The sequence below is a fragment of the Aerococcus urinaeequi genome, assembly GCF_001543205.1.
Classification (GTDB): Bacteria; Bacillota; Bacilli; order Lactobacillales; family Aerococcaceae; genus Aerococcus; species Aerococcus urinaeequi.
The window spans coordinates 187,434-211,836 of sequence record NZ_CP014162.1 but is presented as its reverse complement, the minus strand read 5'-3'; the positions used below and the strand labels follow the sequence as shown (position 1 = coordinate 211,836).

Genomic DNA, 24,403 nt, shown 5'->3' with positions numbered 1-24,403 from the left:
ATCAACACAAATTAAGTCTTTCTTAATAAAATTATTTTAGATAGAATTTAGGTTGTGAAAGTTTAGTTTTTTTGACAATTAAAAAATTACAAGGGGGAGTATAATTGGTTATTGAGGAAAATAAAGCAGTGTCGCGCAAATCAATTGCGTCAATTTCCAAAAAATCAGCAACTTTAGGGGCTATCGTTTTAGGTTCTGCTTTTGCTGTATCAAGTTTAAGTGCAAATATCGATATTCCAACAGTAGAAGCGAGCGAAGGGACGACAGTTACTTTTGCATCAACCAATAATGCTTTCTTAGATAGCATTATTCCAGATGCTTATAAGCTAGCAAATGATAACGACCTATATGCATCAGTAATGATTGCTCAAGCGATTTTAGAGTCTAACTGGGGTGTATCAGGTCTATCGGCAGCACCATACTACAACTTATTCGGGATTAAAGGGACATACAACGGTGAGGGTGTAACTTTCTACACACTTGAAGATGATGGTTCTGGTAACTATTACCAAATCAGAGATTCATTCCGTGATTACCCATCATACAAAGAGTCATTAACTGACTACGCGAATAAAATGGTTAATGGTGTTTCTTGGGATTCTGAATTTTATTCAGGTACTTGGAAATCAAATACAAGTTCATACAAAGATGCGACTGCTGCCTTAACTGGTACTTACGCAACTGATACACGCTATGGTGGGAAATTAAACAACTTAATTACGACACATGGTTTAACACATTATGATACACCTGCTGGTTCAACTTCAGGTACATCTGCATCAGTTTCAGGTGCAACTACAAACTTATCAGCACAAGGGACAACATCATCTACAAATGGTGGGAAATCTTATACAGTTAAAGCTGGTGATGGTTTATACACTGTAGCACGCGCTTTAGGTGTAACTGTTGCAGAGGTTAAGGCGCAAAATGGCTTAACTTCTAACTTAATTCACCCAGGCCAAGTCTTATCTGTAGCTTCATCTAGCGCATCTTCATCGTCTAGTTCAGCAAGCACAGAAACAGCTACTAACACTGGTTCATCTGCGACAACATCAGGTAAATCATACACAGTTAAATCGGGTGATGGTTTATACAGCGTAGCAAAAGCCTTAGGTATTTCAGTATCAGAAGCACGTTCATTAAATGGCGGTTCTGATTTGATCCACCCAGGCCAAGTATTTAAAGCAGCTACATCTGCATCTGAAGAAGTAGCAGAAGAAACAACTAAAACAGGTTCATCTGCTTCAACATCAGGTGAATCCTACACAGTTAAATCGGGTGATGGTTTATACAGCGTAGCAAAAGCCTTAGGTATTTCAGTATCAGAAGCGCGTGCCTTAAATGGTGGTTCTGACTTGATTCATCCAGGTAAAGTATTTAAAGCTGGTCAGTCGACAACTTCTACATCAAGTTCGTCTTCTTCATCAAGCTCAAGTGCTAATACTGGTTCATCTTCAGCGTCTACATCAACTGGTAAATCATACACAGTTAAATCTGGTGATGGCTTATACAGTGTAGCGAAAGCCTTAGGTATTTCAGTATCAGAAGCGCGTGCCTTAAATGGTGGTTCTGACTTGATTCATCCAGGTAAAGTATTTAAAGCTGGTCAGTCGACAACTTCTACATCAAGTTCGTCTTCTTCATCAAGCTCAAGTGCTAACGCTAGTTCATCTGCTTCAACATCAGGTAAGTCATACACAGTTAAATCTGGAGATGGCTTATACAGTGTAGCGAAAGCCTTAGGTATTTCAGTATCAGAAGCACGCTCATTAAATGGCGGTTCTGACTTGATTCATCCAGGTAAAGTATTTACTGCAGGTTCATCTAGTCAAGCTTCATCTAGTCAAGCGACTTCAAGTTCAGCTACGTCAACTTCAAGTGCTTCAACTAGCCAATCATCTGCGTCAACATCAGGTAAATCATACACAGTTAAATCTGGTGACGGTATTTACACTGTAGCGCGTGCCTTAGGTATTTCATTAGCGGAAGCCCGTGCCTTAAACGGCGGTTCTGACTTAATTCACCCAGGTAAAGTATTTACTGCAGGTTCATCTAGTCAAGCTTCATCTAGTCAAGCGACTTCAAGTTCAGCTACGTCAACTTCAAGTGCTTCAACTAGCCAATCATCTGCGTCAACATCAGGTAACTCTTACACAGTTAAATCTGGTGACGGTATTTACACAGTAGCGCGTGCCTTAGGTATTTCATTAGCGGAAGCCCGTGCCTTAAACGGTGGTTCTGACTTAATTCACCCAGGTAAAGTATTTACAACTGGTGGATCTAGCCAAGCTTCATCTAGTCAAGCGTCTTCAAGTGCGTCAACAAGTTCATCTACATCAACTGCATCTTCTTCAGCTACTTCTAGCACGAAGACACATACAGTTAAATCTGGCGAAACTTTATACCGTATCGCTAAAAACAACGGTTTAAGCTTAGATGAGTTAATGACATTGAACGGTTTATCAAACTACAACTTGTACATTGGACAAGTCTTAAAACTAAACTAATTTGATCAAATTATGACACCTCAGCTTGTTTAGCTCCCCCTTTACAAGCTGGGGTGTTTTTTGGATAAAATTAGAATCGAATTAGAATTTTGTTGACAAGATTAAAAAAAATTGCTAAAGTTGCATTATCAAATAGCGAGAGGAGGACTACAGCCATGAAATCATTACTAAGTACAACATTCTATAACTTTTTCAACTTTTACTTTTACTTTTACGGTTTTGGTAAAGGTGATTTTGTTGTACTTAAAAAAGGATATGGCTTTAGTTCTTAAACAACTAGCATAGGCGCTAGTTACACAAGAAAGTCCTTTACAACAAAAATCACTCAAGGGTGGTTTTGTTGTAAAGGGCTTTTTTCTTGCTTAAATTCCCACCTTGGAAAATGACTATTGATACTGCGTTTTAAAAAAGGAGAAAATAAAATGAATACACAAGTAATGACTGCAGAAACCGAAGAAACGATTTTAGCCAATATTAAAGAGCCATACAAACGAGCGAGCTTATCATACAAGTCGGCGCCATCAGTTGTACAAGTAGGCAATATCCAAATTGGTGACGGTCATTTTGCCATGATCGGTGGTCCTTGTTCAATCGAAGGTTTAGATAAATTAGACGAAGTAGCTGCAGCGGTAAAAGATTCAGGTGCCAATATGTTACGCGGTGGGGCGTTCAAACCACGTACTTCTCCATACTCATTCCAAGGTTTAGGGCAAGAAGGTTTAGACATGTTAGAGGCTGTTGGTAAGAAATACGACTTACCAGTGGTGACAGAGGTGATGGCTGTTGATCAAGTGCATTTATTCGATGGGATCGATATGTACCAAGTGGGTGCTCGAAACATGCAGAACTTCGACTTATTAAAAGCAATTGGTCAAACGTCAAAACCAGTCTTGTTAAAACGCGGAATGGCAGCTTCAATCGAAGACTTATTAATGTCTGCTGAATACATTTTAGCCCATGGTAATCCTAATGTAATTTTATGTGAACGTGGTATTCGTACCTACGAAACAAGTACGCGAAACACTTTAGATTTATCTGCAATTCCTGTTTTACGATCAAAAACGCACTTACCAATTGTGGTTGACCCGAGTCATGCTGTAGGGAAACGAGAGTGGGTTGAATCAATGGCTATGGCTGCGGTTGCTGCTGGCGCTGACGGCTTGATCATTGAAATTCATCAAAATCCAGATGAGGCTTGGTCAGACGGCCGACAATCGTTATACTTAGATGAGTACAAGGCGTTAACTGAGAAAGTGCAAGCATTACACACATTCTTAGCGGATTTAAATTAATCTACTAACACCGGTTAAACAACTTATCGACAAACGTATTTTAAAGAATTGAGGAATGAAATTGGAAAATGTAAATGTAGCAGTTGCCAATCCCTACGATGTGATCATTGACAACGATTTGATTAAAAATGCCGGACACCATCTGGAAGATTTAGTTCAGCAACGTAAGGTCATGATCGTGACTGACGAGAACGTCGCTTCATATGGTTACCTAGGGACCTTACAAGAGGCGATTAGCCCAATTACGACTGATGTCAACACCATTACCCTACCGGCCGGAGAAGCCCAGAAATCATCTGCAAACTACATTCGCCTGCAAGAAGAGTTGGCCACTTTGAATTATTCACGTTCAGACGTCCTGATTGCCTTGGGAGGTGGGGTAATTGGTGATTTAGTTGGATTTACAGCAGCGACTTACTTGCGTGGCATTCCTTACATTCAAATTCCGACGACCTTACTTTCAGCTATTGATTCTTCAGTAGGCGGCAAAACGGCCATCGACTTACCCCAGGGTAAAAACCTAGTTGGCGCCTTTTATCAGCCAGCACGCGTCCTTTGTGACTTAACTACCTTCCATACTTTATCGCAAAGTATTTTCGAAGATGGGTGTGCCGAATTAATTAAATACGGCATGATTTTAGACAGGGATTTACTGAACAACTTAATGACCCGCGACCAACCTTTAAATGCCTTGAGCGAAGACTTGGCAGCTGTTGTTAAACGTTGTGTTGAGATTAAACGAAGCGTTGTGTTAGAAGACGAACTAGATTTAGGCTTGCGTCAATTATTGAACTTTGGTCATACTATTGGACACGCGATTGAACAAGTATCACATTACAAAGTTTCCCACGGTCGAGGCGTTGCAACGGGTATGATTTTGACCCAATTAATGGCTGAAAAAGAAGGGCTGACAGCCTTAAGTTTGGCTGATCGTTTTAACAATTTACTCAACCAGTACCATCTATTAGACCAAGTGCATGTGGCAAAAGAGTATACCTTTGAGGATATTCTTGCTGCCATGACCAACGACAAGAAGCGTCGGGGTGGGGAAATTACGGAAATCTTCCCTGAATCATTCGGTAAATGTGAACTTAAAACCATTACTTTTGACCAATATGCCGGCTGGTTAGAGACCATTTTCACGGACCTAAAAACCGATAAATTACCTATCACAATCGTAGAAGCGGAGGCTTAAAGCGTGGACTCAATTACAGATATTAACGGGACAACGAAGTTTGCAGCGGTGATTGGCCAACCCTTGAGCCACTCACTTTCACCAATTATTTACAATACATCTTTTAAAGCTCAAGACCTGAATATGGTCTACATCGCTTTTGAAACGAGCGAAGATGACACAATTGAGCGGATCGAGCATTTGAAAGCCCTAGACGTTCAAGGGATTAACATTACCATGCCAGGGAAATTCAATGCTATGCAGACGGTAGACCGTTTAGATGCTGCTGGTCAATATGTCAACGCTATTAACATGATTACCCGAGACGACAAGGGGCAATGGGTAGGCTACAATACTGATGGTGCCGGCTTATGGCTTGCCGTAAAAAATAGGGGCGTGGACCTAGTTGGGAAGCGGTTAGTCGTTTACGGATCTGGCGCAACGTCTAGAATCATTATTGCCCAGGCCGTAATCGAGGGCATGACAGATATTTCTGTGGTGGCACGAAATATCCAAGAAAAAGACCTATTGATTAAGTTGTGCGATGCTTTAAGAGCGGATTACCCACAAATCAATTTAAAACTGATTGACCTTTCAGACCAAGATCATGTAGGTCAAGCAGTCAAGCATGCTGAAATCGTGATTCAATCAACGAGCCTAGGGATGGGATCAAGCCAGGGCCAATCCATTTTGGCGGACGAAAACTGGTTACAAGAGGGGACAGTGGTCATGGACGTGATTTACGAACCTATGGAAACCCGGTTTATGCAACAAGCAAAAGCAAGAAATTGTGTGGTCATTGGTGGTTTAGATATGTTAGTTTACCAAGCTAAATTAAACTACCAATTATTTGCCCATAAAGAAATGCCAGTGCAAGTAGTCTTTGATACCATTAAGGGTCAGTTAGCTGCTAGAAAAGCCAAATAAGCCCGGAAAATCTGGATTGAGTGGGTTTGCTTTTACTGGGTGAAAGTGCTAGAATAAAGGCAATATTTGAACTTTTTTCAGAGGTAGTAACAAGGTGTGTTCAATAAAGCGAGTATACGGTTGGTGTGAGTATATTTGAACCCCGTGTGAATTAGGCTGGATTATAAGTTGGTGACGACAGTAAGATCCGTTACCACGTTACGCCAACGTTATCGGTATGAAGAGTACAAATCATAGGTGGTACCACGAAATTATTTCGTCCTATATACGTTTTTTTGACGTATATAGGGCTTTTTTTATTTTCACAATTAAAGGAGAGACAGAAAATAATGGCTTTTAATCATAAAGTAATTGAGAAGAAATGGCAGAAATATTGGGACGAGAATAAAGAGTTTAAAACTTTAGAGGATTATTCAAAACCTAAATATTACGCACTAGACATGTTCCCTTACCCATCAGGGGCTGGACTACACGTAGGGCATCCAGAAGGGTATACTGCAACGGATATTATGTCTCGTTATAAACGTGCACAAGGCTATAACGTCTTGCACCCAATGGGCTGGGATGCGTTTGGATTACCAGCTGAGCAATATGCATTAGACACTGGGAATGATCCAGTTGATTTCACTGCGAAAAATATCGCCACATTCAAACGTCAAATCAAATCACTAGGTTTTTCTTATGATTGGGACCGTGAAATCAATACAACTGATCCAAAATTCTACAAATGGACACAATGGATTTTTACTAAATTATTTGAAAAAGGTTTAGCCTACGAAGACGAAATCTTGGTTAACTGGTGTGAAGCTTTAGGAACAGTACTAGCCAATGAAGAAGTCATCGACGGAAAGTCAGAACGTGGTGGTCACCCAGTCGTTCGTAAACCAATGAAACAATGGGTATTACGGATTACTGCATACGCTGACCGTTTATTGGATGGTTTGGAAAATGTTGACTGGCCAAATTCAGTTGTTGAAATGCAACGTCACTGGATTGGTAAATCGGAAGGTGCGCAATTAACTTTCGATATTAAAGATCAAGACTTAACTTTTGATGCCTTTACGACGCGTCCAGACACTATTTACGGCTTAACTTTCGCTGTTTTAGCACCTGAACATGACTTGGTGCGTCAAATCGTGACTGAAGAGCAACGTGAAGAAGTGGAAGCTTATTTACTTGCAGCTTCAATGAAATCTGACTTAGACCGGACAGATTTAGCCAAAGAAAAAACTGGGGTATTCACCGGTGCTTACGGTATCCACCCATTAACTGGTGAACCATTTGAAATCTGGGTTGCAGACTACGTTTTAGCTTCATATGGTACGGGTGCTGTTATGGCGGTTCCTGCCCATGATAGTCGTGACTACGAATTCGCTAAACAATTCAACCTACCAATTCAACCGGTAATTGAAGGTGGCGATGTTGCTGTTGAAGCATATACTGGAGACGGTCCTCACATTAATTCAGGTGAATTAAACGGTTTAGAAACTGCAGAAGCAACTGAAAAAGCGATTGAAATGTTAACAGCTTCAGGTCGCGGTGAACGTCAAACAACATACCGTTTACGTGACTGGGTCTTCTCTCGTCAACGTTACTGGGGTGAACCAATTCCAATTATCCATTGGGAAGATGGCACAACAACTGCAGTTCCAGAAGATGAGCTACCAGTTCGTTTACCAAAAACTGACAACATTAAACCATCTGGTACAGGTGAATCTCCATTAGCCAATATTGAAGAGTGGTTATATGTCACTGATCCTGAAACAGGTATGAAAGGCCGCCGTGAAACAAACACAATGCCACAATGGGCAGGTTCATCATGGTACTTCCTACGTTATATCGACCCTAAAAATTCAAATGAATTTGCTTCTAAAGAAGCTTTAGACTACTGGTACAATGTGGACTTGTATATTGGTGGGGCAGAGCATGCGGTATTGCATTTACTATATGCACGTTTCTGGAATATGTTCTTATATGATTTAGGCGTTGTACCAAATGAAGAACCATTCCAAAAACTATATAACCAAGGGATGATTCTTGGTGAAGGTAATGAGAAAATGTCTAAATCTAAAGGGAACGTTGTAAACCCTGATGATGTAGTCAACCAATTCGGGGCAGATACCTTGCGTCTATATGAAATGTTCATGGGTCCTCTAGATGCGTCAATCGCTTGGTCTGAGAATGGCCTTGAAGGTTCTCGTCGTTTCCTAGAACGTGTATGGCGTTTACTAGTTGATGAAAATGGCAAAATGCGTGACCGTATTACGACAATGAACACAGGTGAATTAGACAAAGTTTACCACCAAACAGTTCAAAAAGTAACGGAAGACTTTGACAACCTACACTTTAATACAGCCATTTCTCAAATGATGGTATTTGTAAATGAAGCTAATAAGGCTGAAAGCCTATACTATGAATACGTGAAAGGCTTTATTCAACTGATTGCCCCAATCGCTCCGCATTTAGCTGAAGAAATGTGGGTAATTGTTGGAAACGAACCTGGTATTTCATACGTAGACTGGCCAACATTTGATCCAGAAATGATCGTTGATGATGAAATTGAAATCGTTGTACAAGTGAATGGTAAAATCAAAGCGAAATTACAAGTGCCTAATGATAGTGCCAAAGAAGCATTGTTAGAAATTGCCCATGCAAACGAGAAAGTGCAAGAAGCAATTGCTGGTAAAACAATTCGCAAAGAAATCGTTGTACCAAACAAACTAGTCAATATTGTGGCAAATTAGTAGACATCATATTTGTCTTGTGTATAATATGATTAGTTTTTAATAAGGGGAGATGGCGTTTACATGAAAAATATTTTAATTATCCACGATGCTTCTAGCTTCGGTAAATGTTCTACAACAGTGGCATTACCAATTCTATCAAGTATGCACCTACAAGGAACTATTTTACCAACAGCCTTGCTTTCAACACATACAGGGCCAGGTTTTGAAGGATTCACATTTCTTGACTTAACTGATGAAATGGAAAAAATCGTGGATCATTGGCACTCATTTGGCTTAAAATTTGATGCAGCATACGTTGGCTATTTAGGTAGTGTTCGCCAAATCAAGTTTTTAGAGAAAGAACTGCCAAAATTATTAAAAGATGATGCAAAATTCTATCTAGATCCTGTTATGGCTGACAATGGTAGTTTCTATTATGGTTTTGACGAAGAGTATGCAAAAGAAATGTTGAATTTATGCGCGATGGCAGATGTGATTATGCCTAACCAAACAGAAGCAAGTTTCTTGTATGGTGTGGAGTATACTGAAGGTATCTGGCCACAAGAAAAAATCGACGAATTCTTAACATTAGTTCGTAAACAAACCAATGCTTCAGTTATTTTAACTGGTGCAGGATATGACGGCGAAAGTCAAACTGGTGCGTACTACTTGGACGTAGAGACTGGTGAAAAAGGTTTAGCGACTGGACCATTTATCGGTGGTAAATTCCACGGTACTGGTGATATCTTCGGTTCAATCTTTGTTGGTGCATTAGCAAATGGTGCCTCTGTTAAAGTGGCTAGCCAATTAGCGGTGGACTACATTCCAAAAATTATCGAAAAATCATTAGATGATCCAGATGTTATGATGAATGGTTTACAATTTGAGCTATTCTTGGGCGACTTATCTAACTTCGTATCAAAATTAAAAGCTAACCAACAATAATATTCAGACTAATCATAAACTGGCAGTTGTGTAGACTACATAACTGTCAGTTTTTATTTGAGAAGTTTAATTTGTTGCGACTAAAGCTTTACTTATCATTGTATTGGAAATTGAAGGCAGTCGAAGCTGTTAGTAATATCGCATGCCACTATTGTTGGCGAGTTGGTGAATTCAACTTCAGATTTTCTGATATAATATGCTTGTTATATACCTGTCTAAATGCCAAAGTTTACACCCTTTCTTTTAAAACTTAAGGTCTTTTTAATCTGATGATGATTGAAATGACGGGGCGTATTATATAAAATGAAAGCTAAGTGTTTTTCAAAGATCAATAAATATGAAATATTGAAATAAATCAAAATTATTGTATAAGGAGCTAAATAAATATGGGTATAGATGATCCGAATTTAAATCGGACTGATGAAGTAGAAGAAGTGATTCAACCTGAAGAAGTGGATCCACTAGATCTTCCACCTAGAAAACCAAGTGCCAGCGCACAAGAGAAAATGAATGCTGGGGCGTCTTGGATGACCATTGCCTCAATGGTGTCACGGATCTTAGGGGTCCTTTACATCATGCCTTGGTACAATTGGATGGGCGAACCGCACATCGCCAATGAAGCTAATTCCTTGTTCAATATTGGGTATAGTTACTACGCGATTTTCTTGTCCATAACAATCGCCGGGGTTCCAGATTCAATCGCTAAGCAAATGGCTTATTATAACGCACGTGGCTACTATAAAACGGCCAAGCGCTTATTCAAGGCAGGGCTAGCCTTAATGACCATCACTGGTCTAGTTGGGGGTGTGCTACTTTGGACATTCGCACCTATTTTGGCCCAATCAACGCCAGCTCGTGATTTCGATTCAGTAGTCTTGGTTATCCGGTCCTTGGTGCCAGCTTTAGTTGTTTTACCAACAATTTCAGTTATCCGTGGTTACTTCCAAGGGCACCAAGATATGAAGCCATCCGCGATTTCACAAATTACTGAACAAATCTTACGTGTCCTATACATGTTAGGCGCAGTTTATATCATCCGGGTGATCAATAATGGCGAGATGGTCAAAGCTGTAACTCACTCAACATTTGCGGCCTTCGTTGGGGCGCTAGCAGCCTTAGCCACATTGGTATTCTTCTTTATGCGCTACCGCAAAGGTTATAATAAGGAAGAAGAATTGTACGCGGTTAAGGAAGAAACCTACGTCTCTTCCAAAAATCTATTACTCGAAATCGTGATGATTGCTATTCCATTCATCGTTTCCGGTTCAGCAATCGAATTATCTCGTTTAGTCGATACTAACACCTACATGCCGATAATGACGCACGTTTCTCATCTTTCACATGATCAATTAATCAATGAATACGCCATTTTTGGTGCCAATGCCAATAAACTCGTGACCATTATCGTTTCCCTAGCTGTCGCCATCGGTTCGACCTCCATCGCTGTTATTTCAGCTACCCATTCAGAGGAAAAAAGGGATATCGAGGCCAAGCTGGCAAATAAAGCACTGCCAAGACGTATTGACCGACATGCCACGCAAGATTTTCCAGAAACAAAAGGGTTAATCGGCCACAACTTGAAATTATTCTCGCTAGTCATGTTCCCCTCTGCAATCGGGATGGCGGTATTAGCTGAGCCCTTGTACGCGATCATCTTTACCCACGATCCACTAGGTACCTCACTATTACAATTAGCAGCGGCAGTAGCTGTGACCATGGGGCTGTTTTCAGTTCTTGTTGCTATGTTACAAGCCATGTCCTTCTTTAAAGACGCCATTATGGGGATGGTCATTGGGATTACCCTTAAATTGGTTCTACAAGTACCTTTTCTAGCGATTTTTAGCACATCAGGTGCCTTATTAGCTACTGGAACAGCTTTTATCGGAATTGCCATATTCTATTTGTGGCGCTTAAGAGTCCGTATCAACTTATCGGTAGTAGAAGTCCTAAACCAAATCAAGGGCATTACTTTGTTATCTGGTGCTATGGGTATTGCCACTTGGTTAGTCAACCATTTCTTACGACGCACTATCTTATCACCTGAAATCTCAATTGTGCACCAAGTGGCCCAAATCGTGATTGTAGCTGGTGTTGGGGTAGCAGTTTATGTCATTGGTGGCTTACGCTTCAAACTATTAGATACGCTACTTGGCGACAAGGCCAAAATGCTTCGTGCGAAATTAGGAATGGGCCGCTATGACAAATAAAAAAACAGCGAAAAACACCCAACGTTTAGATAAATTTGTCTCTAGCATGACCACTTATAGCCGAAGTGACGTGAAGACCTTAATCAAAAAATCCGCTATTTACATCAATGGTTCTGTAGCCAAGAAACCCAATCTACCAGTCAATGTAACAGAGGACAAGGTGGAAGTAGATGGGCAAGAAATCATCTATGAACCTTATGTTTATATCATGATGCACAAGCCAGACGGCGTTATATCTGCCACCGAAGACAACCGTTGGGACACCGTGATTGACCTGTTACCAGAAGACCTGGTCTTAACCTACGAACCATTTCCAGTTGGACGCCTAGATAAAGACACAACAGGTCTGCTACTGATCACCAACGATGGCCAATTCAACCATGCCTTAATGGCCCCTAAGAAACACGTGGAAAAGGAATACGCTGTTCTTGTTGATGGGTTATTATCAGACAAGCATATTGACCAATTTGAAAAAGGATTGGACATTGGCCAAGGTGAAAAAACAAAGCCAGCACAACTTTTCATCGACCAAGTAGACGAAGAAGCTGGCCAATCCTTAGCTCGCGTGGTCATAGCAGAAGGTAAGTACCACCAAGTTAAGCGTATGTTCCATGCTGTTGATTGTGAAGTCGTGCAGCTACATAGACAACGTATTGGTCAATTGACACTGCCGGATGCCTTAGCAGAAGGTGAATTCGTTCAAGTAGACTATCAAGACCTATACGACGCCATCTTTGAAGGCAAAGCATTAGATATCACAGAATAACCATTCATGAAGCTAGGTCACGAACCTAGCTTTTTTGATGGAGAAAAGTTGTCGATTGCAGTTGCCTAACTTCAAAAGTGCCTAGACTTAACTATCGAAACTTGCCGAATTATTTTTTAGCAGAAGGCTAACTACAAGCAGACTATAAACTCAATGCCTTTTTAACTTTGTACTATCGTCGGGTTCACTAGCTCGCACCCTTACAATTTGTTAGTTGTATTATGTGAGTTATCGTCAAATTTGTGCTAAAATATAAACAAGCATAAATTTCTAGGAGGATTCTAAATGACAATTAATTGGCAAGAAGAAATCAACAATCGTAAAGATGACTTAATCAATGACTTATTTACATTATTAAGCGTAAACAGTGTGCGTGACGACAGTAAAGCAAGTGCAGATGCACCTGTTGGACCTGGCCCTAAAGAGGCATTAGAAACTTTCTTGAAGATTGCTGAACGCGATGGCTTCACAACTAAAAACGTTGATAACCTTGCAGGTCATGCTGAATTCGGTACAGGCGATGAAACGCTTGGCGTTTTAGCCCACGTAGACGTTGTTCCAGTAGACGATAAATGGGATACTGATCCATTCAAACCCGAAATTATCAACGACCGCATCTATGCCCGTGGTGCTTCAGACGACAAAGGTCCTTTAATGGCTGCCTACTACGGCTTGAAAGTCATCAAAGAATTAGGCCTACCAGTTGAGAAACGTGTTCGTTTCATCGTTGGTACTGACGAAGAAAGTGAATGGCAAGGTGTAACACGTTACTTTGAAGTAGAAGAAGAACCAGATTTTGGTTTCTCTCCAGACGCGGACTTCCCAATTATTAACGGGGAAAAAGGGATGTACTCAGCTAAGCTAGTATTCGACCGTCGTTCTGAAAAATTACTTTCATTTGAAAGTGGTCTTCGTGAAAACATGGTACCGGGTGAAGCACGTGCAGTTGTGACTGGATTGACCTCTGATGTCAACCAAATCGTTGCCGATTTCCAAGCAGCTAATCCAGAAATCACAATCATTGTAAGTCCAGACGCTGATGCAACGGCAATTACTGTTGAAGGTAAAGGCGTTCACGCAATGAATCCAAGTGTTGGATATAATGCGGCAACATATTTATCTAAATTATTATTACAATTAGACGATGATTTAGCCCAAGATGACCTATTGAAATTCTTAGGTGACCTATTACATTTAGACTTTAATGGTGAAAAATTAGGTATTGCCCATGAAGATGAAATTATGGGTAAAGTGACTGTAAACCCAGGTTTGGTTGGCGAAGAAGACGGTAAATTATATACAGTCTTAAATATTCGTGTGCCACGTGGTAAAGACTATAGTGAAATTGATACAACATTTGCAACCCACGGTGAAACTTACCACTATCACTTTGTAGACGGTACAAAAACCAATAAAGTACCACACTATGTACCAGCTGATGATCCGTTAGTGCAAACTTTACTAGCTGTTTATGAAAATCAAACAGGTGAAAAAGGACAAGAACGCTCAATCGGTGGGGGAACCTATGGCCGTTTACTAAAACGCGGTGTAGCCTTTGGTGCATTATTCCCAGATTCAGTAGACACTATGCACCAAGCCAATGAATTCTTTGCGGTTCGTGACTTAATGAAATCAGCAGCTATTTACGCTGAAGCCATTTACGAATTGATTAAGCCAGAAAACGCATAAGCCTATGGTAGAACGCTTAATTTCATCTGTTCAAAATCAACAGATTAAAGAATTAAAGAAACTTTTTACTCGTAAAGGCCGCAAAAAAGCAGGCCAGTATTTGCTGGAAGGGCCACATCTTGTAGAGATGGCCGTCAAGGCGGATGCAGAGATTCAAATGATTTACTATGTGCCTGAAAGTAGCCATCAAAATGTGACCCAATTACAAGCGCTCAAAGGGGACTTACCGCTCACTCAGGTGACACCGGAAGTAGCAAAAGCACTTAGTCAAACGGATAATCACCAGGATATCTTTGCAGTAGCTTTTCTACCAGAGGCTAAAAAACTTGATATCAATCAATTATCAAAAGGATTATTGATTTTAGATCAAGTGCAAGATCCAGGGAACTTAGGTACTTTAATCCGTACTGCGGATGCTTTTGGTTACCGAGATATCTTACTAGGATTGGGTACGGTTGACTTATATAATGATAAGGTTCTAAGATCTATGCAAGGTAGTCATTTTGCCGTCAATACTTATGAAGTTGACTTGGTAGAAGTCATTCCACAATTACAAGAGGCTGGCTATTTTATTACAACAACAGAACTAAACGACCAAGCGCAAGCAAGTAACGCTTTTGATTTAAAATCGAAAGGGAAATGGGCCTTGGTTATGGGAAATGAAGGTAATGGTGTAAGTCAAACAACCAGCCAGTTAGCAGATATGGCTTTATATATCCCAATGTCAGGATCTGCAGAATCTTTGAATGTAGCGGTTGCTGGGGCGATAGTCATGTATCAATTTCCCATCCAAGACTAGATTGTTTTCTTCTAAAAGTAGGTTGTGATGAAACTGTTACGAGATTTGAAAAGGGGTACGTGAGCATAGCAAAATCAGTTGAAGTTGGAAATCGTTGGAAAAAAGGGTGATTATCGTGACGGAACAAGAACATTATTTTTGGGAAGACGATTCAGAGTATATGCAAATCATTGCGGATATTAAAAACCATCTCTTTGTAACAGACTTAGCGTATTTCAAGCAACATGTCCATGGCAATCGCTTAACCCACTCCTATCTAGTTTCTTATATGTCATATAAAGTAGCTAGGTCATTAGGATGGGACTTCAAGGCTTGCGCACGTGCCGGTTTACTACATGATTTATTTTATTATGTGCCAGGTGAGGTTACTTTTTCTAAAGGTACTCATCTTAGAAACCATCCTAAAATTGCTTTGATTAATGCGCGTGTGGTGACGGATTTATCACCTGTTGAGGAAGATATTATTCTTAAGCACATGTGGCTTGCCACGCCACATTTTCCGCGCTATAAAGAATCTTATGTAGTGACATTCGTGGATAAATATATTGCAACCGGAGACTTTGTAAAACCTAGTTTAGCTAATTTGTCTCAAAAGAAAATGATGAGATCATTTAGATATTTCGTTGGTAAATTAGTTATTCCGGCACTTGCTGGAACTAGCAATCAAGAAGTTTCATTAGAAGAAAAAGAAGAATTAGCAGAAACACAAGAGGAGATTGATCAAGATGGAAATTACCATTAAACAAGCAGACTTACCGGTAATGTGTAGCAAGATGGAACATGCTTGCAAAGTGATTGGTAAAAAGTGGAATAGCTTAATTATTGAAGTATTATTAGCAACGCCATTACGATTTGGACAATTACGTGACTCAATTAACGGTATTTCTGACCGTGTATTAATTGAAAGATTACGCGAATTAACTGAAGAGGGTATTGTGCGTAAAGAAGAGTCAGAAGCGAATGGTCACATAATCACGGTTTATACATTGACAGAAAAAGGCCAAGACTTACAAAAAATCTTCAACAATTTACATCGTTGGGCAGATGAGTGGGTTGAGCCAGCCGAATAAGGTTGACAAACCGGCCGAAAACGCTAAAATATAAAGAGAAATTACATTAATAGAAGACAATTTTTAACAGGTGTGTAGTCTAGAGAGTAAGTGGTGCTGGGAATCTTACCTACATAGTTAAATATTTTCACTTCTTGAGTAGGCTTGCGGGAGAATAGAATGCTATTTGAAAGCAGGTCCGGTCGACCCGTTAAAACGATCAATGAGTGCTGGTATAGGAATACTATACCGGAATCAGGGTGGTACCACGGTCTTTCGTCCCTTTTGTAGGGGGTGAAGGACCTTTTTTTTGTTGGTCTAGATACTCAATTTTAGGAACACTCATAAAAGGATAAAAGTCAGGAGATGGAAAAATGCAAATTATTGATGATTTAAAAGCAATTGAAAATCAAATCATGGATGAGATTGAAGCAGCAAGCGCCTTAGCTGATATTAAAGCAGTGCGTGTGAAATATTTAGGGAAAAAGGGTCCAATTACGGAAGCCTTACGTGGTATGCGTGATTTATCGGCTGAAGAGCGCCCACAAGTTGGTGCTTATGCCAATGAATTGAAGGCAAAAGCTAGCGCAAAACTGAGTGAAAAAGAGGAATTATTATCAGCTGCTGCCCTTGAAGCACAATTACAAGCAGAAGCCATTGATGTGACGCTACCTGGTGAAAAACCAGTAACTGGTACGAAACACGTATTAACACAAGTAATGGAAGAAATTGAAGACTTATTCGTATCTATGGGTTACGAAGTCGTTGAGGGACCAGAAGTTGAGTCTGACTTCTACAACTTTGAACGTATGAATTTACCTAAAGACCATCCTGCACGTGATATGCAGGATACATTCTACATTAACGATGAAGTATTACTGCGTACACATACGTCACCAGTACAAGCACGTACAATGGATGCCCATGATTTTGAAGCAGGGCCATTAAAGATGATCTCACCAGGGAAAGTTTATCGTCGCGATGATGATGACGCGACCCATTCACACCAATTCCATCAAATCGAAGGGCTAGTCATTGACCGTAATGTCTCATTGGCTGACTTAAAAGGAACGCTAGAACTATTTGCTCGTCATATGTTTGGGGAAGAAACTGAAATTCGTTTACGTCCATCATATTTCCCATTTACAGAGCCATCTGTTGAGGTTGATGTGACTTGTTTCAAATGTGGTGGTGCTGGCTGTAACATCTGTAAGCAATCTGGTTGGATTGAAATTCTAGGTGCTGGTATGGTTCATCCTTCTGTACTTGAAATGGCTGGTATTGACTCTACTGAATATGCTGGTTTTGCTTTTGGTTTAGGACCAGACCGTGTTGCAATGTTGAAATATGGTATTGATGATATCCGTCATTTCTACCAAAATGATTTACGATTCTTAAAACAATTTACGGAAGAGGGGTAGCAATTAATGAAAGTATCATATAATTGGTTAAATGAATTTATCGATCTTGCTGACTTGAATCCGCAAGATATTGGCGAACGTATGTCACGTACCGGTATCGAAGTAGACGGCGTGAACGCATTAGGAACAGGATTAAAGAAAATTGTTGTGGGTCACGTATTAACTTGCGAACCACACCCCGATTCTGACCACTTGTCTATTACGACTGTTGAAGTTGGTCAAGAAGAACCATACCAAATTGTCTGTGGTGCGCCAAACGTAGCTGCAGGTCAAAAAGTGATTGTTGCCTTACCAAACTCTCGTATTGCTGGTAATGTAAAAATTAAAAAAGGTAAGATGCGTGGTGTTGTCTCTCAAGGTATGATTTGTTCACTTGAAGAAATTGGTTTCTCAAACAGTGTAGTACCTAAAGAATATGCTGATGGTATCATGGTATTACCTGAAGATGCTCCAGCTGGCATGGATATTGTAGAATACTTGAAATTAGATGATCCTATCATCGAATTAGATATCACTCCAAACCGTGCAGATGCCTTCTCTATGCGCGGTGTAGCTTGGGAATTAGCGGCTGTATACAACCGTCAACCAAACTTTGACTACACAGATTTAACCAAATTTGAGGGTAATGACTTAGCAGGTGCAATTAACTTAAAGGTTTCAGATACTGAATTAGTACCTGAATATAATGCCTTCTTAGTGAAAAATGTCACTGTTGAACCATCACCTCTATGGTTACAATTACGGTTAATGGCAGCTGGTATCCGTCCAATTAATAACGTAGTAGATATTACGAACTACGTTTTACTAGCAAATGGTCAACCGTTACATGCTTTTGACTATGATAAATTAGACAACAAGGTCATTGAAACGCGTCTAGCTAAAGCTGGCGAACGAATCGTGACGTTAGATGAAGTAGACCGTCCATTGTTAGATTCAGATATCGTGATTACCGATGGCGAAAAACCGATTGCGCTTGCTGGTGTAATGGGTGGTTTAGATACTGAAATTGATGAAAATACGACAAATGTATTGATTGAAGCAGCCAACTTTGAACCAATCCACATTCGTAAAACTGCACGTCGCAATGGTTTGCATTCAGAATCATCTATGCGTAATGAACGTGGTATCAATAAGGCAACAATCGCTGAATCAGGTGCTTTTGCCGCTGAAATGATTGCAGACTTAGCTAAAGGTGAATTGGTAGAAGGAACTGAACGTGTATCTGCTATCGATTTAACACCAGTGCAAGTAACCACAAGTCTTACTTATGTTGATAAGCGTATAGGTATGAACTTGACTTATGCAGATATCCAACAAGTTTTTGAACAACTACAGTTTGAAGTATCAGGTGATGGTGATGAATTTACAGTTTCTGTACCTGCGCGTCGTTGGGATATTCACATTCAAGCAGACCTAGTTGAAGAAATTGCACGTATCTACGGTTATGATAAGATTCCTTCTCGCTTACCTTCAGTAAATGCGCAAAATATGGGCTTAACAGATTGGCAAACCTTTAAACGTCGTACTGACAATCAAATGTTAGCTGAAGGTTTCAATCAAGTCATTGCTTACTCATTAATCGGTGACAACCAAACAACATTAGAAATGGCTAATGCAAAACCAGTAGCACTAGACTTCCTAATGTCAGATGACCGTCGCTATATGCGTACAAACTTATTAAGTGCTTTATTGGATATCGTTCAATATAACGTAGCACGCAAAATTTCAGACGTCGCTATTTTTGAATCAGGTCGCGTGTTCAAATGGACAGATGCAGATCTACCAGTTGATGAAACACACCTGGCAGCTGTTTGGACAGGTAACGCGCAAGCAAAAACCTGGAGCCACCAAGCTAAAGCTGTAGATTTCTATGACATGAAGGGAATCGTTGAAAGTGTAATGGATTCTTTCAACCTTGATGTAGCTGTGGAATTTGAAGCAACTTCTGAGTTAGCAGACATGCATCCGGGACGTACAGCTAGAATTTATGCCATTGGTCAATCAGATGAACGTGTTGAATTAGGGTATATTGGTCAATTACATCCAAGTATTGCCGATGAATATGACTTAAAAGATACCTTAGTGTTTGAAATTTCATTAGATGAAATTTATGCTTTACCAAAAGTTGAAGTAAGACAATCACCAATCGCGAAGTTCCCAGGTTCAGACCGTGATATTGCAATCCTGGTGTCTGACCAAGTAACAAATGCTGATGTCGTAAAAACGATTCAAAAGGCATCAAAAGGTGGTATTTTAGTGGATATCGAAATCTTTGATGTGTACCAAGGTGATAATATCGAAGATGGTAAGAAATCATTAGCATATAGCTTGAAATACTTAAATCCACAAGCAACCTTGACTGATGAAGAGGTAACCAACGATGTGGCACGCATTACTGAAGCCTTAACAAATGAATTGGCAGCAGAAATCCGCTAATCATCATTTATTCAATTAGATATAATTTTTAAGATAAGCAGTGAAGTCAGATAAATATTTATCGTGGCCTCATTGCTTTTTTATGGTTAAATGAACTTAGTCAATTCATTTTGGAAAAACGGCTATATTTAGCCAAGTTAAAGATGCATTATAAAAGGAAGGTAGGAATCATTGTGCAATATTTTGTCGCCGATCTTGGTACAACAAACTTAAAATTCGTCCTGATGGAAACACCCTATCAGCTAATAGACACGATGGAAACGCGCAACATTATCAGTCAAGATGACCCTGGTAAACATGAAAGTGATCCAACGGTAGTTTTTAATCAGTTCACTGATTTACTAAGCAAAATGCAAGCGAAGTACCCAGAAGTAAAGCATTTGATATTTTCCAGCCAAATGCATGCGCTATTAGCTACTGATAGTAACGGAGAAGTTTTACAAAAGACGATGACCTGGGCTGATTTACGAGCCAAAGATATTGGTTATGAAATGCAGATATCTGGTCAAGCTAAGGAATTTTTTGCTTTATCAGGTACACCTATCCATGCAATGAATCCATTTGTTAAACTAGCTTATCTCAACCAATCGCGTCCAGATTTATTTGGGGATCCTTCCATTCAATTTATGGATATTAAGGCTTACATCATTCGTCGTTTAACAGGCAAATATGTTATTGACTACGCGACAGCTTCTTCAATGGGTCTGATGGATTTAGCAAATCATAAATGGTCAAAGAAACTATTGAACCATGTGAATATCCAAAAAAAACAACTAGCTAAATTGGTATCTAGTAGGCAAAAAATACCAGTTAAAGCCGAATTTATTCAAAGCTTACAATTAGCTAAAGGATTCCAAATATTACCAGGATCAACGGACGGTGCCTTAGCAAATCTATCCAACTTAGCTTATGCTAGCCAAGAAGACCAGTCGCTCAGTCCATTTGTCCTATCCTTTGGTACTTCAGCTGCCGTGAGAACTTTGAGTGACCAATTATCTATTAATGAGAGTGGTCAGGTTTTTTCATATATAGCCGATGACAAACCCCACTACATTATCGGTGGTCCAGTTAACAACGCTGGTAATGCACTTGAATGGTTATACCAACACTTTGGTTTTATGGAAAAAGGACAGTCCTTTGAAGACATGTTGCAGATAATTTTGGCACATGATTTTTCTGCTAGTGGCCCTTACTTTTTGCCATTTTTAAATGGGGAAAGAGCGCCATATTGGAATGCCTATCTTCAAGCTGAATTTAAAGGTATACAGGGGCATACTAGTCAGTTAGATATGGCAAAAGCGGTGTTTGAAGGAGTATTTTTTGAAATCCGTCAGGTGATTGACTTAGTCTTTGAAACAACACATTTAAATCAAAAGATTGTCCAAGTAAATGGCAAAATATTCGCAGACCCTAAAATAGGACAATGGATTGCGAATATATTAGGTATAACCTTGCAATATGTGTCAGGTGACGATGCTAGCTTAGTTGGTGCTGGCGTCCTAGTAGAAGGCGCCAGATTGCGAGAAAGCTTGTCGTTTTCCACTATTGAGCCGGATAAAAAATCGCGAGAAAAGTATCATCAGAAATTTTTAAATTTTAGAAGTTATGCAGATTTACTTGATCAAGCCTCGAGAACAACATTGTATTGAATGATATAAATTCTGGTTCAAAAAATGATAGAAAATAAAATCTAACTATACAAAGACTTGTATTAGGAACTTTGCAGTAATTGTTATGACAAATGTTTAAGATTCATGTAAAATAAGGGATAGTGAGCGTTTTAAATTTCTAGGAGGAATGTAAAAAAATGGAGATGTTTGATAGCTTAAAGGCCAAGATCCAAGATAAAAATGTACGTGTTGTATTCCCTGAGGGCTACGATGAGCGTATTCTAGGTGCTGTTGTGCGTTTGAAAGCTGAAGGGATTCTTGAACCAGTTTTATTAGGTAATCCAGAAGAATTGAAATCTATTGCGCATGAGCGTGGGTTTGATATCGATAATATTGAGATTATTGATCCAAACAATTATGATGCATTCGAAGACATGGTTCAAGCTTTCGTTGAACGCCGTAAAGGTAAAGCGACTGAAGAGCAAGCACGCGAAATCTTACGTGATGAAAACTATTTTGGTACTATGTTAGTTTATTTAGGCTCATGTGATGCTTTAGTATCTGGTGCACGTCACTCAACAGGTGATACTGTTCGTCCAGCACTACAAATCATCAAAACTAAACCAGGTGTTAAATCAACATCAGGTGCTTTCATTATGTTACGTGGTCGTGACCAAGAGAAATACTTGTTCTCTGACTGTGCTATCAACATCAATCCGGATGCAGAAGGTTTAGCAGAGATTGCAGTTGAATCTGCTAAAACAGCAGCGATGTTTGACATTGATCCAAAAGTTGCTTTATTAAGCTTCTCAACTAAAGGGTCAGCAAAATCTCCAGAGCAAGAAAAAGTTGCTGAAGCAACACGTCTTGCGAAAGAAAAAGCACCACAATTTGAAATTGACGGTGAATTACAATTTGATGCGGCTTTTGTAGATGCAGTAGCAAAACAAAAAGCACCAGATTCAAACGTTGCTGGTCAAGCAACAGTATTCGTATTCCCAGAAATCCAATCAGGTAACATTGGCTACAAGATTGCACAACGTTTCGGTAACTTTGAAGCAATTGGGCCAATCTTACAAGGTATGGCAAAACCAATCTCAGACCTTTCACGTGGTTGTATAGAAGAAGATGTCTACAAGTTAGCAATTATTACCGCTAACCAAGCCATTTTAGAAGACTAAAGCTATAGCTAATATTACTTTAGGAGACTACAAGAGTTATTAATCTTGTAGTCTTTTTGATTTTTTAGTAAAGTAAATGATGAAATTATAGGGAGAGAAGGGGTAACATGGGTTATACAATTGATTGGGCAAGTGAAAGAGATACAGATGCTTTTGCCCAAAAATTAGCGCACTTGGTGCAAGCAGGCGATATTATTTGCTTAGAAGGAAACTTAGGTGCGGGTAAAACAACATTTACTAAATACTTTGCGAAAGCATTAGGGATCGACCAAGCCATCAAAAGCCCAACTTACACTATTATCCGCGAATATGAGGATAATGATATCCCACTTTATCATATGGACGCCTATCGACTAGAGGAAACTGGCTCAGACAGTGTTGGTTTAGAAGATTATATCAATGGGGATGGCGTTACAATTATTGAATGGCCGCAATTTGTCGTGGAAGATTTGCCTAAGGACTACCTTTGGTTAGCTTTATCCGCAACAAGTGAGACTAGCCGCGTTGTTGAATTAAGCTTTGAAGGACCTCGCGGACAAGCCTTGTACGATGATTTACTGGCTGATTTAACCTAAAAAAATTATGATAGTGTAGTAGTGAAATAGAAGGATTGAGACTATATGAAAAAAGAACAATTAGAAATTACCTTAGCAGATGCGATGCCAAAGGATGCGAAAGCTTTATTAGACTTTTACAAAGAGGTCGGTGGTGAAACAGACTTCCTTTCATTTGGTGAAGAAGGTTTAGGGATTAACCAAGAACAAGAAACCCGTTATTTGAAATCTTTACAAGAAGCGTTGAATAATCGTGTATTAATTGCACGATTAGGGGATGATATTATTGGAGTTGCAAGCATCGGGGCAGAACAACATGCTAAAGTTGCGCATATGGGGGAACTAGGCATTTCCATTCTACGTCGATTCTGGGGACTGGGTTTATCCCGTGTCATGATGGAAGATATGATTGACTGGGCAACAGAAAATGATATCTTACGTTATTTACGTTTAGAAGTATCTAAAGATAATATGCGGGCCATTAGCTTATATGAAAAATTTGGTTTTGAAGAAATTGGTGTAACCCCTAAAGGGATGTATCATGACGACGCCTTCCATGATTTAGTCATGATGGGCTTAGCAGTCGAAAACCAAGACCAAGCATAAGAATATTGCAAATACAAAAAGGTCGAGACCATTTCAGTCTCGACCTTTTTAAAATCCGTATACTACTTCAGAATGGCCATAGCAATCATTACAATTAATAGAATGACTTCAATTGTTACAAGGGACCAACGCCATTTATTATCTTTCTCATTAAAGGCGAAAATCATGGCAATAATTGGAATAATGATTGATAGTGAGATGTTTGTCCAAGCTAGATCCGCTGCAGGCCGGGCAACTTGCAAACCTGCGTAGATAAAGGTTAAAGCGAGCATCATTAAGGCATTTTGTCTGATTTTATTCATGGAGAAGTCCTTTCGTATCACAAGTTGTGACAATTTGTCACTAATTAGAATAATACTATAACATGCTTTTAAGAAAATGTTAACGAATCTGCCACACAAACCCTTTAACACAATGTAAAAATGCGTTAAAATGTGTTATTATGAATTAGATACAACTAGCATTTTTTCAGCAATTTTTGCTGTTTTTTATTATTGCTAAATATATTACCAGG

General features: G+C 39.6%; 18 protein-coding genes, 1 pseudogene and 1 other annotated feature. Of the genes and pseudogenes, 18 read left to right on the top strand and 1 reads right to left on the bottom strand.

Translation table 11 applies throughout. From position 1 onward, the window contains the following. Positions 1–104 precede the first annotated feature (104 nt). From AWM74_RS09580 to AWM74_RS00890, 18 genes and pseudogenes are all read left to right on the top strand, one after another. Positions 105–2,507, top strand: coding sequence for a LysM peptidoglycan-binding domain-containing protein (locus tag AWM74_RS09580; protein ID WP_060774338.1), 2,403 nt, complete (start codon positions 105–107; stop codon positions 2,505–2,507). A gap of 422 nt (positions 2,508–2,929) precedes the next feature. Then, a complete protein-coding gene (aroF, locus tag AWM74_RS00970) occupies positions 2,930–3,799 on the top strand; it encodes a 3-deoxy-7-phosphoheptulonate synthase (RefSeq protein WP_034258229.1) in 870 nt (289 codons plus the stop codon). A 55-nt stretch (positions 3,800–3,854) separates the two neighbouring features. Continuing rightward, positions 3,855–4,994, top strand: a complete 1,140-nt coding sequence (aroB, locus tag AWM74_RS00965) for a 3-dehydroquinate synthase (protein WP_026466250.1) — start codon at positions 3,855–3,857, stop codon at positions 4,992–4,994. Positions 4,995–4,997: 3 nt separating this feature from the next. Then, positions 4,998–5,900: a shikimate dehydrogenase family protein gene (locus AWM74_RS00960; protein WP_026466249.1), complete on the top strand. Its 903-nt coding sequence runs from the start codon at positions 4,998–5,000 to the stop codon at positions 5,898–5,900. Positions 5,901–6,229: 329 nt separating this feature from the next. Then, on the top strand, positions 6,230–8,644 hold the full coding sequence (leuS, locus tag AWM74_RS00955) for a leucine--tRNA ligase (protein WP_026466248.1): 2,415 nt from the start codon (positions 6,230–6,232) through the stop codon (positions 8,642–8,644). Positions 8,645–8,707: 63 nt separating this feature from the next. Next, positions 8,708–9,571, top strand: coding sequence for a pyridoxamine kinase (locus AWM74_RS00950; RefSeq protein ID WP_026466247.1), 864 nt, complete (start codon positions 8,708–8,710; stop codon positions 9,569–9,571). A 386-nt stretch (positions 9,572–9,957) separates the two neighbouring features. Continuing rightward, positions 9,958–11,778, top strand: coding sequence for a putative polysaccharide biosynthesis protein (locus AWM74_RS00945; protein ID WP_026466246.1), 1,821 nt, complete (start codon positions 9,958–9,960; stop codon positions 11,776–11,778). After that, a complete protein-coding gene (locus tag AWM74_RS00940; RefSeq protein ID WP_026466245.1) occupies positions 11,768–12,544 on the top strand; it encodes a pseudouridine synthase in 777 nt (258 codons plus the stop codon). Before AWM74_RS00945 ends, AWM74_RS00940 begins: the two co-directional genes overlap by 11 nt. A gap of 285 nt (positions 12,545–12,829) precedes the next feature. After that, positions 12,830–14,233 (top strand): dipeptidase PepV, encoded by a 1,404-nt coding sequence (pepV, locus tag AWM74_RS00935; protein WP_026466244.1) that lies wholly within the window; start codon positions 12,830–12,832, stop codon positions 14,231–14,233. A gap of 4 nt (positions 14,234–14,237) precedes the next feature. Beyond that, on the top strand, positions 14,238–15,032 hold the full coding sequence (locus AWM74_RS00930) for a TrmH family RNA methyltransferase (protein ID WP_026466243.1): 795 nt from the start codon (positions 14,238–14,240) through the stop codon (positions 15,030–15,032). A gap of 160 nt (positions 15,033–15,192) precedes the next feature. Continuing rightward, a pseudogene (locus tag AWM74_RS00925) lies at positions 15,193–15,648 on the top strand (HD domain-containing protein); the annotation flags it as partial. Positions 15,649–15,757: 109 nt separating this feature from the next. Continuing rightward, complete coding sequence (locus AWM74_RS00920; RefSeq protein ID WP_026466241.1) at positions 15,758–16,102, top strand: winged helix-turn-helix transcriptional regulator; 345 nt, start codon at positions 15,758–15,760, stop codon at positions 16,100–16,102. Positions 16,103–16,139: 37 nt separating this feature from the next. Continuing rightward, positions 16,140–16,368: a binding site (T-box leader), on the top strand. A gap of 87 nt (positions 16,369–16,455) precedes the next feature. Continuing rightward, complete coding sequence (pheS, locus tag AWM74_RS00915) at positions 16,456–17,502, top strand: phenylalanine--tRNA ligase subunit alpha (protein WP_026466240.1); 1,047 nt, start codon at positions 16,456–16,458, stop codon at positions 17,500–17,502. Positions 17,503–17,508: 6 nt separating this feature from the next. Further along, positions 17,509–19,938, top strand: a complete 2,430-nt coding sequence (pheT, locus tag AWM74_RS00910) for a phenylalanine--tRNA ligase subunit beta (RefSeq protein ID WP_026466239.1) — start codon at positions 17,509–17,511, stop codon at positions 19,936–19,938. A gap of 173 nt (positions 19,939–20,111) precedes the next feature. Further along, on the top strand, positions 20,112–21,587 hold the full coding sequence (locus tag AWM74_RS00905; RefSeq protein WP_236702838.1) for a gluconokinase: 1,476 nt from the start codon (positions 20,112–20,114) through the stop codon (positions 21,585–21,587). A 158-nt stretch (positions 21,588–21,745) separates the two neighbouring features. Then, the gene (pta, locus tag AWM74_RS00900; protein ID WP_026466237.1) at positions 21,746–22,729 is read left to right on the top strand and encodes a phosphate acetyltransferase; all 984 of its coding nucleotides are present in this window, start codon (positions 21,746–21,748) and stop codon (positions 22,727–22,729) included. Positions 22,730–22,836: 107 nt separating this feature from the next. Further along, positions 22,837–23,304 (top strand): tRNA (adenosine(37)-N6)-threonylcarbamoyltransferase complex ATPase subunit type 1 TsaE, encoded by a 468-nt coding sequence (gene tsaE / locus AWM74_RS00895; protein ID WP_026466236.1) that lies wholly within the window; start codon positions 22,837–22,839, stop codon positions 23,302–23,304. A 45-nt stretch (positions 23,305–23,349) separates the two neighbouring features. After that, on the top strand, positions 23,350–23,889 hold the full coding sequence (locus tag AWM74_RS00890) for a GNAT family N-acetyltransferase (RefSeq protein ID WP_026466235.1): 540 nt from the start codon (positions 23,350–23,352) through the stop codon (positions 23,887–23,889). A 62-nt stretch (positions 23,890–23,951) separates the two neighbouring features. Here AWM74_RS00890 and AWM74_RS00885 read toward each other — a convergent pair whose 3' ends face one another. After that, positions 23,952–24,191 (bottom strand): hypothetical protein, encoded by a 240-nt coding sequence (locus tag AWM74_RS00885; protein ID WP_026466234.1) that lies wholly within the window; start codon positions 24,189–24,191, stop codon positions 23,952–23,954. Between the last annotated feature and the right edge of the window lie 212 nt (positions 24,192–24,403).

Coding starts and splice junctions, on each gene's coding strand:
- AWM74_RS00920 (WP_026466241.1), top strand. CDS start 15,758: ATGGAAATTACCATTAAACAAGCAGACTTACCGGTAATGTGTAGCAAG.
- tsaE (WP_026466236.1), top strand. CDS start 22,837: ATGGGTTATACAATTGATTGGGCAAGTGAAAGAGATACAGATGCTTTT.
- aroB (WP_026466250.1), top strand. CDS start 3,855: ATGAAATTGGAAAATGTAAATGTAGCAGTTGCCAATCCCTACGATGTG.
- aroF (WP_034258229.1), top strand. CDS start 2,930: ATGAATACACAAGTAATGACTGCAGAAACCGAAGAAACGATTTTAGCC.
- leuS (WP_026466248.1), top strand. CDS start 6,230: ATGGCTTTTAATCATAAAGTAATTGAGAAGAAATGGCAGAAATATTGG.
- pepV (WP_026466244.1), top strand. CDS start 12,830: ATGACAATTAATTGGCAAGAAGAAATCAACAATCGTAAAGATGACTTA.
- AWM74_RS00950 (WP_026466247.1), top strand. CDS start 8,708: ATGAAAAATATTTTAATTATCCACGATGCTTCTAGCTTCGGTAAATGT.
- AWM74_RS00940 (WP_026466245.1), top strand. CDS start 11,768: ATGACAAATAAAAAAACAGCGAAAAACACCCAACGTTTAGATAAATTT.
- pta (WP_026466237.1), top strand. CDS start 21,746: ATGGAGATGTTTGATAGCTTAAAGGCCAAGATCCAAGATAAAAATGTA.
- AWM74_RS00885 (WP_026466234.1), bottom strand. CDS start 24,191: ATGAATAAAATCAGACAAAATGCCTTAATGATGCTCGCTTTAACCTTT.
- pheS (WP_026466240.1), top strand. CDS start 16,456: ATGCAAATTATTGATGATTTAAAAGCAATTGAAAATCAAATCATGGAT.
- AWM74_RS00945 (WP_026466246.1), top strand. CDS start 9,958: ATGGGTATAGATGATCCGAATTTAAATCGGACTGATGAAGTAGAAGAA.
- pheT (WP_026466239.1), top strand. CDS start 17,509: ATGAAAGTATCATATAATTGGTTAAATGAATTTATCGATCTTGCTGAC.
- AWM74_RS00930 (WP_026466243.1), top strand. CDS start 14,238: ATGGTAGAACGCTTAATTTCATCTGTTCAAAATCAACAGATTAAAGAA.
- AWM74_RS00890 (WP_026466235.1), top strand. CDS start 23,350: ATGAAAAAAGAACAATTAGAAATTACCTTAGCAGATGCGATGCCAAAG.